Origin of the sequence: Paenibacillus sp. NPDC056933 (genome assembly GCF_042674385.1) — a bacterium.
Lineage (GTDB): Bacteria > Bacillota > Bacilli > Paenibacillales > Paenibacillaceae > Paenibacillus.
On sequence record NZ_JBHUQN010000005.1, the window covers coordinates 85,338 to 98,840 of the forward strand.

Here is a 13,503-nt window from a genome sequence, read left to right on the forward strand (position 1 = left end):
TCTCCCCATATCGATTGTAATTCCCTTCTGGACGAACGCAGACTATTCTTGGATCGTCCCCACTGCGATAATTTAAGAATTCAAACTTCCCTATCGCTGAGATGCACTCTGAACTATTTTCAATAGATTTCCGTTGGTATCATACTGATATGTATATATCTTTCCATTCGCTTTCGTCACGGATGTTAATCGATTGTTGGAATCATATACATAGGTCGTTTTGCCTGCTGCCTGTACTGAGGAAGCCATGCACAATATCCCCAGACCTAATACGCATGCTCCAGTCCACCTTTTCCATTTCGCTTTGTTTTGCAATTTATTTCCTCCTCATGACAGAATATTTGGATCTTCCTTATTATAATAAATACAATTTGTAACTATCTATCAAAATTTGTCGTTTGATCCAGAATATTTCGAATAAAAATTCGCAATAAAAAGAAGAAGACTATCTAGACCAACTAGCTTCCCTAAATAGTCTTCTAACACTTTAAATCGGCTTAATCAGGCCTTCTGCATCGAATTGTTTTCTTTAAACATATCCGTGTGGCTCAGTTGCTGATGCATCTTATACGCCTCAATTCCTGCAAGCAATACAATTCCTATTCCGTGCGTATCGTTTAGAATCCACCCCAGATCGTCACGGTAGTAGAGTGCGGTAAAGGAATAACCGGAACCCCGGCATACACCATATATATTACCTTTATAATCAATGGACAGTCGGGTCATCCCTTCCCATCCTCGGCGTACCGCTTCCAGATAGGCCTCTGGCTGCTCCAGCCAGCCTTCACGGATGCCACGGGCAAAGGCGTAGATAAACATCGACGTACAGGAGGTTTCCTCATACGAATCTGTGCGGTTCAGAACCTGATGCCAAAGTCCATTTTCACCTTGCAATGCCAGATAGCCCTGACACAAATCCCGGTAGAAGCTCAGCAGTTCCGTCCGTTTGACATGATCACCCGGCAGAATGGATAGCAATTCGGTCAGCGAAAACAGAACCCACCCGTTTCCCCGCCCCCATGGAATGCCTGTCGCCCGTCCACGCACAAAATCATACACATGGGACATGATCTGTTGTTCGGGAATGTAGAGATATTTGCGGAACATGAAGAACTGGTTGATCGCATCATCCCAATAGGAAGTATCTCCCGTCAACTGACCGTAACGCATCAGGAAAGGCGTGCTCATATACAGATCATCACACCACATCGTTTCCTGGCGCATCTCTCCGCTGCCGCGAACACGGTAAAAGGCCCCGTCGTCCAGACGTTCCTGTTCATCCGTGATGTAGGCTGCAATACGATCCGCAGTATCTCTCCCCCGGCGAATATCGCCAAGTTCCATTGCTGCGAGCAAAGTAGATCCAAACGAACCGCAGTCATCCAGACTATCGATCGCAGACAACTGATTATTGATTCCCGCTGCGCCGTAACCTTCCCGATCCCACAGACCATAATGGTCGAACGACGTACTCAGACCGATATGATCCCGCACATACTGAACATAATCCTCACGTCCCAGCTCCTGCCCAATCTGAAGAAGTCCAAGCAGGGTGACACCGAGCGGATAATTCCATTTGCCATAATGGGTATTTTCCAAATAGGGACGAACACTGGTCTCTGGTAAATCCACATGCCAGTATACACCTGTCGCCCCATCATCAAATACCGTATCCGTTACCACGATATCTTCGGGAGATGGTTCAGAGCCTAGAGAAAATACGCCCGTATACAGCCAAGCTTCGGAACACCCTGCAACCGGATGAGGCGGTCTTAATCTCCAGCCTTGTAAACCGGAATTCTCTGCATCCTCCATCGTGAATCCCCAAGACCCGTTTCCAGCCTTCGTTTCACCTTTGGCTACGAGATCACAAGTACCATAGCGACGAGGCAGCTCAACATGGAAAGTTCCGGTAGCCCCAGAAGTGTACACTTCCCTGCCGTCTACATATAAAGTCAGTGCACCGTCATGCGTTCCTTGTAAAATTACTGGTGACAATCCAGGCTGGATTACATCGAGCTTGGACCAAGCATAAGCCACCAGCGACTGTTCGGTGTCGGATGGATTTGCTGAATCTGATTGATCTATCGAATCCGTGGCAACTGTCAGAATTCTGTTAAAGCAACCCGCCTCCTGTTCCTCTTCTGTCCAGTTCCTGCGTGGATACCAGGAGAGGCCCGTTTCTTCTTCGCTCATGCCATCACGAGGGAGTATTGATACAGGTTCATCAACTGGCTCCGAGTACAACCAGCCCTCCTGACCTTGACGATCCACACCCGGAGTGAGGAAGTGAAGCGGGAAATTTTTAAATGAGGCCGTCCCGTAGATTCCGCCGAATCCCACTTCAGTTTTTACAAAACAAAGCAATACATCGTTCCAGCCATATTTCACGGAGATTGGAATCTGGGTTCTGCGCTCGGGAAATAACTCCTGCAACAGCTCGGATTTGAAGATCTCTTCTCCATTCACATAAACCGTCACCGGACTGTAGCAATTCAGGCTCGTATTTAATGTAGCCTCCTGCTGACTCCATAACTTGCCCCATACGTACACATACTGTCCTGCACGCGCCTCTTTCCACTTGGCGTCCAGCTTCAGATCATAACGGTAATCCCCGAGCCTGCGGAAGCCTCCCCGGTGGTAAGCTCTGAACAAAAAGGAGTGCTTTGGATGATCGCCAATATAACGCTGCGCCACCGTGGTCAAAATATCCGGAATTGAATCATACACCTTGCCTGCAATCGCCTCGTTCTCATGAAAATAACGAATGATCATCAACTCCCTTCCTACACCTTGATTCGTTCGGTTAGTCGCAATGTCTCTCCAGCCTTCACTTCAACCACCTGCTGATCCGCCGTAAACCAGACGGGGATGGCCGATGGGTTATGGATCATCGACCGATCTGCAGAACATTCAAGACGTTTGACCGCTTTCCAGTAAGCAATGACTTCGATGTTCGTTGCGTACCACATGTCATCCCGGCCGCCAATCTGCTCAGCGAACTGCTCGATGATCTGCCAATTGTCGTTATCATTGAATTCGTAGCTGTGACCCCATACATATAACAAGAGTGGCGTACCTGTCTTCGTATGCTGGATAAAACGTTCGGCATGGGCCATCAAATCATGGTTATGATGGCAGGTTGGATGCCATTCGAGCGGCCGCTCAGGCAGCGTGTATCTGCCGTGCGATTCAACCGTGCGTGCATAATCGATGCCGAGCCATTCCAGCTTGGTGCTTAGCGATCGGTCATCCCCCCCGTTCGGGTAGGCCATACCTCGTACCGGATAATCGACAAGCTGTTCCAGTGTTCTCCGATCTTCCATAATCTCCTCGGTCAACAATTCATCCGGGACATAGGGCAATGTGGGATGGGTGACCGTATGTACAGCCACTTCATGCCCGGCATACAATTCCGCAACTTCTGCCGTCTCGATCCGACCAGGCTTGCCCAGAGTACCTGAGTTCAAATTGAATGTGCCCCGCAGCCCATGTCGATTGAAAAGTTCCACCAGTCTGCGGTCATGTACCACCCCGTCGTCATAACTGAACGTCAATGCTTTCATCACGCCACCCGGATATCGGTCGAATTGAATGCGATGTCCCATCTTGTTCCTCCTTTTCACAAATCACTACGTATTGAACGTTGAGAAATTCACACCTTACTGGAACGGCTATAGCCATGATCCCTGCATGAGAATTGGGTAGAGCGTAATCCCGACTTACCATTTCTCTCGTAACGTTTATTCTTTAGCAGATCACTGACCCGCTTCACGCAAGCTGTGGCTGGATGAATCAAAATACGTACCTTCCAGCAAACCACTCAATGTGTTGGTAACACGTACTTCAATATCGTTATCCCCTGCTCGAAGCCAGGAGGCTTCTCCCGTCCAGCGATAGGGCGACCAGCAGCGAACGCCCAGACTATGACCATTTACCCGTACCTCTACCACATCCTGAACCTGCCAGTCGCTGAATTCCAGTTCAAAGGACTCTACCTCTTCAGCAGGCTCATCCAGCCAGAAGCTTCGTTTGTAGCTCATCTCCCCTGCAAAATGGGGATAAAGCGGCTGAGGCTCAGACCCAATTCGGGTCGCCGTATCCGGCTCAGGAACGAGAGAGACCATGCCTTCATGATGGAATTCCACGCCAAACCGCCCTTGCAGATAGAGCGGATCAACGATACCTTCTTCATCCCTCGTGACCTGTACGGTAACGGTCATTTCATTCAGACCACTGCGCAACAACTCTGTTATATTGCAGCCAATGTTATGGTGATCGGTAATTTCAATCGTCTCGAATTGATCCGGTCCAATTCGTTGTCCGTTGATTTCCATGGTCCAGTTACCCGAGATTGCCGCCCTGTCCATGAATAACAGACATTCTGCCAATGCCGTCCTCAGCTCAAATGTAGTCGTATATTGGCACTGGATTGGATAGGCAACGGATGCTTTCTTCGGTGTGCCAAATACCTGATTAAACTGGAGCGGCAGATGATGGTTCTCCGACAAATCAGCCGCCTGGTCAATAAACGGTTTAACTGCCACATGATCACGCTCCAAAATTACACCGTTGTCATTTGAAGCCACGAGGCGGAATTTCCCCATTCGAAGTGTGTTCGGTTGAATGCTTTCCAGCCGCCATGGTCCCTCCGAAGGAAGCCTTATAGTGTAAGAATCGTTCTCGGTAACGATGCGACTCGTGCCAGACTTCATTCCATTTTTGGTCAGAGCAGAAGGAATAACCTCTGATTCCTCTTGGGCATGTTGTAAAGTAAGCCTCACAACATGTGCTTCATAAGGAGCAAGCGTTAATGAAATGCACCATTCACCACCACTGCTGGTAAACGGTAATGATTCACGCTGTCCTGTTTCCAAATTGAGCCGTTCCGCGAGCAGACGTGTACCTTCCGAAAGCTCCTCACCCGTCCATAACCGCTTGGCTACCACTTTCAATTGCCCTTCAAGCCGCTGTCCTTCCTGGTTGGACAAAAAAATCATAAACTCTCCGTCCGATAATTGACGGGTCTGCATAAGCAGTGACGCACTTTCTTCTTCCATAATCCAACAGATCGGTTCGGGCAGAACCTGATCCAGCAGCAGGGAGATCAGTTCCAGGGAGAAGTCATCTCCGCGACCTGTTCCCGCGGGTAGAAAATAAGCATTGCCCTGCCCCTGTTGCCACATCAATTCACTGCCGTTATGACATGGTTCTCCACTATTCCCCCAGTACTCCTCGTGTGGCTGATAGCCTGCACCAAACAATTGGGCGGCCTCATCTCCTACAGGGCTTCCCGGCTGAATAGCTATATATGGCGGCATGCCTACGGATATGACCGTGCCTCCCTGTTCCACGAACTGCTTCACCTGCCGCCAGGCCGCTGCCTCCAGGTTCAGCATCGGCGGAAGAATCAGCACCTCATAGCGTGCAACGCCAATCTGAATCATGCCCTCGGCCAGCTTAGCTTCGGCTAGCAGCTCGGGGTCCAGATGATCATAGTCACGTCTATTTTCGAGCAGGTGCGAGGTGATCCGCATCCAATCCTTCGTGAGACGATCCAGCTTTGCCCGTTCTGCTTCGTCCTCCCCGCCGTATTCAAATCCGTGTAGCGGATTACCCATCAGGCTCCAGAACGTGGTGGTTGGATCAAGCACAGCAATTCGGATGTCCGCTGTCCCGGTGCTCATCAGATAGCTTAAACGTCCCGTGTAATCCCCGAGCTGCCGGAAGTGACGCCAATACGGGTTCTGTATGAACTGGGATGGGGGCGCATCATGCTTGGCAAGCCCACCGATCGTATAGAAAAAGGCGTGGAAGTTAAAAAAGTTGGTGCCCATGGCTGCCATCCGGTCAATCATCCACTTGGCGTCCTGCAACGTCATCGACCAGCCTACACTGTGAAAACACTCAATCAGATTGCGGCTTCGGCCAAGCTGTCTGGCAAGTGAGCTGACCATCTTCGGATTGTCACGCATTTTTTGGCCATACCGTTCCAGAATCCAGGATAAAGGACGTCCGATTTTCTCATGCGCCGAATCTCCCCCTGGCATGTGGCTGAACAACTGCGTGGTCATTCGTACCCCTGGCACTTCTGCCGCATACTGAATCCCTGCCTCTTCGCACCAGTCATGTACCTGCTTGTGATACGACTCCCTGAGGAGCAGATGCAGCGATTGGTAATAGTCATACCGAATACGCTCCGCATCTGGAACATCGCCATGTAACAGAGCAGGCAGCGACTCGATCAGGCTGTAACCGCAGCGTTCACTGAAATATTGGGGAAGCTGTGGAGACCACGGAATACGCCCAAGCGGCGCGATCTCATCGGAGAACATGCCTTTGATGGCGCTTTCAAAATATTCTCCAACTGCTTCCTTATACCGGTCATGGGTCAGTTCAATAAAACGGCTCATCGCTTCCTTATGACATGGGTCAACAAAATTGCCGTAATATTTGAAATCATCGATCTCTTCTTCCTGAAATATAATCACATCCCAGTCCCCAGCGGGGGCTTTCCATAACAGGCGAAAAGCCGTACGGTATGTAAAAAACCGCTTGCGATTATACGACGTGAGTCCTGTCTCCTGATATACCTGATCTGTCTGAATATTACCGATGTTGCTGCGCAAATCGATGGATTCATGCCACAAGCGTTTGCCTTGCGCATTCCTTGGGATCGCCTTTGCAACTAATACTCGCCCCCATGGCAACTCATGATCCACAGCTTCTCCGCTATGAACACGAATCTGATGATGTACAAGCTGGCGCTGTTTTGCTTCTGGAAAATCAAGTGTCACTTCTCCACCGGCCATCCCGCTTGGATAGGGATACTCATCATATAACCAGACCTGCATGCCACTAGCAGCCGCTGCTTCCACTGCAATTCGTACCTTGTCAAACCATGCTTCGGAAAGATAGGGAATCTCCAGTCCCTGACGTGGACAGATGAAAAAACCACCTACGCCCTGAGCAGACATTTCGGCTATTTGCCGTTTGATCTGCCCTTCTTCCATATCCCCATTCCAAAACCAAAAGGGATGAACCCGGTACTGAGCCTCGGGATTTTGAAATGCATCCCCGTTCCACATGTCGCTTCCTCCCTGTGTGTTCAAGAGTGGTTATCCATCTACCGATAACGTTCATTTAAGTTCAAATTATGAATAACGGAAATGCCCGGCTGCCGCACTTACACTGCGAGAAAGGCTGCCGGGCTCCTGGAATATCAATCTACTTCAGTGCAGCGTATAGCTCATTCACTTCTTTGACGTAGTCATCCCCGCCGCTGCTCTTCCAAAGCGCGACTGCATCCTGGAATCCTTTCTCGTCAATCTGTCCCACGATGAATTTGATCCGGGCGTCGTTGATAATGTTGTCCAGCTGGGGGCCTTTCTGTGCATATACGTCGGAAATCAGCGGCTCACCCGGATTGGGAACAACGATCTCCTCGTTGGCCTTCTGAACCTCGGCTACCTTTTCACGAACCGGTGTCGGCTCAACGCGGAAGGCGCGATCTTCCGGAAGAAACATCAACATTTGGTTCAAGCCCTGCAGATCGCGCAGTGCGAGCTTGTCGGTGGTCGGAACAACATATTCCCCTTTTTTCTCGTATTGCTTGCCTTCCAGGCCATTGGACAGCAGCGCCTGGAGTTCCGGTTCGTTCAATTGATCCAGGAATGCCAATACCTTTTTCAGGTCTTCTTCCGTTTTCACGCCACTTTTGGAGATGGCTATAATACCGGAGTAGCCTGAGGTTGGCATGTCACGCAGCCCTTTAGGCCCTTCCATCGCCTGAAGCACATCCACCCGGCCTGTTGCTGATGGGTCTTTCTCCAATATTTTCTGATCCATCCGCTGTGCGTTATCCGCTACATCGATCATGACACCCGCTTGCCCGTTTACAAACGGATCAGGCAGTTTGGTCGCATCCATTACGGCAAAGTCCTTGTTTACGAGACCTTCACTATAGATTTGGCGGAAAAATTTCAGTGCTTCCATATACTCCGGTGTTTCGTGTGCCGGAATCAAATTACCGTTACCATCATCCCCCCACTTGTTGGGTGCACCAAACCAAATCTGCATGTTATCCCAAGGACCTGTGAATTTGCTGGCAACCAGACCGTAGGTGTCGTCCTTGCCATTGCCATCCGGATCATCCTTCGTGAACGCTTTCAATACATTGTAAAACTCATCAATCGTTCTCGGCTCTTCCAGGCCCAGTTTCTCCAGCCAATCCTTGCGGATCGTGACGCCGTTACGTCCCAGTGGACGTCCCCGGTAGATGCCGTAAGTTTTGCTGTCAATGGAAGCATTGTTTATAATAATTTCATTCATCTGGCTTAAATTCGGATAGTCTTTCAGATAAGGCCCCAGTTCCCAGAAAGCCCCGGTACGTGCAGCGTTAATAAAACTTGGCGATTTGCCGAGCACGACCATCACGTCCGGCAGTTTGCCTGAAGCCAGGGTGATGTTGAATTTGTCCTCGTAGGAACTGCTCGGTACCCATTGCAGATTCACATCCACCTTGGTCAGTTCCTCAAGCTTCTGAATGACAGGGCTGTTATCGGGCGGATTCTCCGCTTCAAAGTTCGGAAGCATAATCGTAATCTGATCGGTACCTCCCGCAGGTGCTCCTGGACTTTCTTTATCCGTGGAGCAAGCTCCCAGAACCGTACTCAGTACCAATGATGCAGAAAGTAGCAATGCGCCTTTTTTGAATGCCGTCTTTTGTCCCATACGTTCTCCCCCTTGGCTTTAGCCTTTGATTGAACCTAACATGACACCTTTGGCAAAATGTTTCTGCAAAAACGGATAAACCAGCAAAATCGGTATGGTGCCGACCACGATGACCGCCATTTTAATCGACTGTTCCGGTGGCTGTACGAAATTAGGGTCCATGTTCGCCATATCTCCGACGCTGGCCTGCGAGAGCAGAACGATCTGTCTCAGCATGACTTGCAGCGGCCATTTGTCACTGTCTGAAATGTACAGGAGTGCGGAGAAAAAGTTGTTCCAGTGTCCTACGGCGTAGAATAACGCAAACGTAGCAATCACCGGTTTGGATAATGGCAGAACGATCCGCCATAGCACCCCAAGATCCGAACAGCCGTCGATACGGGCCGCTTCCTCCAGCCCGGGCGGCATTTGCTGAAAAAAGTTTTTGACAACAATTAAGTTAAAAGCGCTAATCGCGCCAGGAAGCATGAGGGCCCAATAGGAATCCAGAAGTCCAAGGCCACGAATGACGAGATACGTTGGTATCATCCCGCCACCGAACAGCATGGAGAAAATCACCATGTTCATCATGACATTCCGGCCCCAGAAATCACTTCGGGACAGCGGGTAGGCCATCGTCAGCGTGAAGAAGAGATTGACCAATGTACCCGCAACCGTAACAAATATCGAAACCCCTATACTGCGGAAGATGGTGGACGAGGAAAAAATATACTCATACGCACTGAATGAAAACACCTTCGGAATAAGGAAAAAATGGCGTTCGGTAATCTCGGCTTCGGTCGCGAATGAATTTCCTATAATATACAGGAAAGGAAGGACGGTTAATATGCCCAGAATCCCCAGCATGACGTAATTGAAAATATCAAATACTCTGCCGGCAGGGCTGTTGTATAGACGGCTGTTCATGGGCGATTTCCTCCTTGAAAACGAATGTCAACACATGCTTAATAGATTCCGGGATGCCCGAATTTCTTGGCCAGTTTGTTGCTGCCCAGCACCAGAATAATTCCGACCACAGACTTGAATAGCCCAACCGCGGTACTGTAACTGAATGCCCCCTGCGTAATCCCAACGGTGTATACATACGTATCAAATACATCTGCCACATCACGATTCAGCGAGTTGGTCATCAGATAGATCTGTTCAAAACCGGTATCCAGAAAGTTACCCAGCCTGAGAATGAGCAAAATGACAATCGTTGTGCGAATCGCTGGAAGCGTAATATGCCACATGCGCCGCAATCGTCCAGCACCATCTACAATCGAAGCCTCATATTGCTCGGTATCCACACCTGCCAGTGCGGCCAGGAAAATGATCGTTCCCCAGCCCATCTCCTTCCACATCATCTGAATAATAATGAGCGGACGGAATGAGCCTGGACTTGCCAGTACATCGATCGGCTTACCTGTGATCCAGGAGATCAGGTCGTACAACACTCCACCTTGCGGAGTCAGGAATACGTAAGTGATACTTGCGATAATGACCATAGATACAAAGTGAGGTACATAAACGAGTGTCTGAATCGTTCTTTTGAAGAAAGCGACCCGGATTTCATTGAGCAACAAAGCGATAATAATCGGTGCCGGGAAAAAGAATATAAGATCATAGAGGGCAAGAACGAGCGTATTCCTTAACAATCGGAAGAAGTCCGGATTGGAGAAAAAGTTTGTAAAGTTCTCCATGCCCACCCATTGACTGTCACGAATGCCGAGAAAAGGCTGATAGTCCTGGAAGGCAATAACGATCCCCCACATGGGCAAGTATTTAAAAATGACAAAGTACAAAAAACCGGGAAGCACAAGCACATACAGCCATTTATTTCGCTTGAACTGCCTCTTCCAGTTGGACTCTCGCTTCATCGGCAATGCAGCCATTTCCACTTGAGCTGCTGTGGCGCCATTTCCATTCCAGTCTGTCTTCCCGTTCATCATATCTCCCCTCCCTATGTATGTAAGCGTTATCAATTCACCTGTTATTCACACTATACAGCTGCCCTGTTTCCGGCAACCATCATTTTTTGCATGGTTGCGCACTGTGGCCCAAAAGCCCGCTATAACGCCATTCCCACTTCAATTTGGACCTATTTTGGCAGAGGGGATTGCACATTTTTGCAGCATTGTCCTTCTTTGTTTTCAAGTTGTTTACGATCTAAAACATAAAAAACCGGAGTCCCATAAGCGGGATTTCCGGTCAGTGATGAAGTCTTATGCACATGCACAAATTTATTTACCCAGCCATTGATCACGGTACTGGCTCGGCGTTAAGCCTTCCTGTTTCTTAAAAATCCGATTAAAGTAACTGTGCTGGTATCCAACAGCGCCTGCGATATCATTGATTTTCATCGTGGTCTCACGCAGCAATTGCTTCGCCGCATCCATTCGTACCCGAGTTAAATAATCAATGAAATTCATGCCGGATACTTGCTTGAATGCCTTGCTTAGTGCATAAGGGGTCATCTGCTCCGCATCTGCACAGCTCTCCAGAGAAAGTTCATTTCTATAATTCTCGTCAATAAACAACATTGTACGTTCCACAACCTGCTTCAGCGGCTCCTGGGATCGCATCTCAATCTCCTGAACATAAGGAAGCAGCACTTCTCCGATCATCCATTTCATCATCTGTGCAGGTTCGCGAATCGTACATAATCGCTCATACATGTTGCAGCCTCCAAACAGTTTGTAGGGCGTTACTCCTGTCTGCAGCATCATATGCTGAATACTTCCCAGCAATTGAAGCATCATCTGCTGCACCTGGAATTCGGTGCTGCCTGCTCGGGTGACCTCGGTCATAAATTGTTCGAGAACGCGCTCAGCCTCAGCCTTCTTTCCAAGCCTGATCGCCTGAAGGATCTCACGTTCCAGCCCCAGTGGATACGAGGCTTCTTCCGTTCTGCGGAAACATTGCTCATCCTCCAGATCGAGAATCTGGCTCCCGTCTTCCACGCTTCGATAAGCAACGGCCTGCTCCATTTCTACGAATATGCCCGGCAATTCCTGCGGAGAAGCAGCAGGACGACTTACCATCACCGTCACGTTCATTTTCAGCGTCTGACCAAGGACGTCCACCAGCTCATGTCCCCATAACAATGCCTGTGACTTCACTGGCTCGCCCTCCGGAGCTATCACGAGCATGGCCGAGGAGAGGTCGTGAAAGTTCATTACACTGATTTGACTGAAATAATTTTTGGCAACTTCTTCAATAATATTAACTGCTGCAAAGGTAACCAGTCCCGTATCCTGGCTCCCAAATCGACCCTGCAACTGGGCATAGCCCGTAAAATACATCTGAAGTAACAAAAACTGCTGGCCTTCCACCTCAAAGCCAAGATTCCTCATCCGCTGCTGGAGATCCTGCTCGTTATAGGCATATAGATGCCCTTGCACCAGTTGTAATACAAAACTGTCCCGCAAGTGGGGTAGCTGCTCCTGCAATTGACGGTGTGCGGTTAAACTTTGAGAAGTCAACTCGTTCCACTGCTGCTCCAGCAGCTGGAATTCATCCAGCCTGATGTCTGTTGTCGTTTCATTCCTGCCCGGCGTCAATAAGTGGAGCATCCTTGCCACAGGGGAGTATATCCTCCGTGAAGCAAACCAGGATAACACCAGCCCCAAGAGAAGACTGCCTGCGCTCGCAATGACGATGATTTTGGATACGAGCTTAACCGGCGATGTCACGGATGTCAGCGGAGCTGCGGAGACATACGTCCAGTCTGAATCGATCCGACTCAGTGATCCATAGGATACGGAATAGGTCTCATCCTCATATTTGAACAGGAATGAATGGCTGTCTGGATGCAGGGCAACTTCTTCTTTAAGCTGCTGCTCAAATGCAAGGTCTGCCCTTCCCGCTATCGGATTTCCAGTAACCAGTGTATTGCCCTCCGGGTCCATGAGAAAGGTTGAACCTTCGTCATAGGGAGTAAGCGTTTTCAACAAACTGCCGACCTTCTCATTATCCAGCGTGATGATTAGTGCGCCGAATGGATTGATGCTCTCACCCGGAATCTTATGTACAAGAACCAGTGCATTCCCCGGATCGGTATGAAGTAAGCTATTCTGTTCCGTGAGTGACTTGTCGCTGCTCTGGCTCGCAACCCAATCTGTCCAATACACATGGTTGCCCATCGTCAGATAGCGATCATAGGCTTGGTTTTTCGCATCATCCTTCAACTCGGTATAATCCCGGTTAAACAAAATCGGTTTCGGTTCCTGCAAATATAGCTGTGCGGATTTGATCAGCGGGTGGGATCCTTGCAGCACATAAAGTGTGGTGACGATCTCCTGTGTTTCGTTGAAATAATACACAAAATCAAGTGTTCGCAGTGCATTGCCAAATCGGGGTTCAAAAGCCCAATGGGACAAGGTCATCTCCAGATAAGCAAGCTGATCGTCCACATTGCGTGCCCGGTTCTCAATCTGCTTTTGATGCATCTGATTAAATTCATTTTCCATCCGGCCCACGACCAACTGGTACATCACGATGCCTGTAATCAGTCCGGGGATGCTGGCAATAAGCAGAATAAGCATCAGACTGTTTCGATAAAAACGCCCCTTATGTCTTCCTGTATTTAGCCCGGGCCAGCGCATGAGCCTGCCCAACGCCCTTACGTTCCTACTTGGTTCCATCAACGCTCACCTGCCTGCTTGCGTATGGTCTGACTGTCATGGGAACTGCTTCAACTCCCCCTGCTGAATGGTTTACATTGCAGCATTTTGCATCTTCGATTTCACCGCTTACGGGTGCAATATATAGACGAATAGAACCGTTTCG

The 13,503-nt window shown here is 49.2% G+C and carries 8 protein-coding genes; all 8 read right to left on the reverse strand.

What is annotated here, in order from left to right; all coding sequences use genetic code 11:
* Positions 1–90: 90 nt before the first annotated feature.
* Positions 91–315: an RHS repeat domain-containing protein gene (locus ACFTRD_RS26855; RefSeq protein WP_379385390.1), complete on the reverse strand. Its 225-nt coding sequence runs from the start codon at positions 313–315 to the stop codon at positions 91–93.
* Between the two features lie 186 nt (positions 316–501).
* A complete protein-coding gene (locus ACFTRD_RS26860) occupies positions 502–2,775 on the reverse strand; it encodes a glycoside hydrolase family 88/105 protein (protein ID WP_379385392.1) in 2,274 nt (757 codons plus the stop codon).
* Between the two features lie 11 nt (positions 2,776–2,786).
* Positions 2,787–3,608 (reverse strand): polysaccharide deacetylase family protein, encoded by an 822-nt coding sequence (locus tag ACFTRD_RS26865; RefSeq protein ID WP_379385394.1) that lies wholly within the window; start codon positions 3,606–3,608, stop codon positions 2,787–2,789.
* 150 nt (positions 3,609–3,758) lie between these two features.
* Complete coding sequence (locus ACFTRD_RS26870; protein ID WP_379385396.1) at positions 3,759–7,088, reverse strand: glycosyl hydrolase; 3,330 nt, start codon at positions 7,086–7,088, stop codon at positions 3,759–3,761.
* Positions 7,089–7,227: 139 nt separating this feature from the next.
* Positions 7,228–8,733 carry an extracellular solute-binding protein gene (locus ACFTRD_RS26875; protein WP_379385398.1) on the reverse strand — a complete coding sequence of 502 codons (1,506 nt, stop codon included), beginning with the start codon at positions 8,731–8,733 and terminating at the stop codon, positions 7,228–7,230.
* A gap of 18 nt (positions 8,734–8,751) precedes the next feature.
* Entirely contained in the window at positions 8,752–9,639 is an 888-nt protein-coding gene (locus tag ACFTRD_RS26880; RefSeq protein WP_091001202.1) for a carbohydrate ABC transporter permease, read from the reverse strand.
* A 38-nt stretch (positions 9,640–9,677) separates the two neighbouring features.
* The gene (locus ACFTRD_RS26885) at positions 9,678–10,607 is read right to left on the reverse strand and encodes an ABC transporter permease (RefSeq protein WP_379385723.1); all 930 of its coding nucleotides are present in this window, start codon (positions 10,605–10,607) and stop codon (positions 9,678–9,680) included.
* Between the two features lie 348 nt (positions 10,608–10,955).
* Entirely contained in the window at positions 10,956–13,358 is a 2,403-nt protein-coding gene (locus tag ACFTRD_RS26890) for an AraC family transcriptional regulator (protein WP_379385400.1), read from the reverse strand.
* Positions 13,359–13,503: the final 145 nt, after the last annotated feature.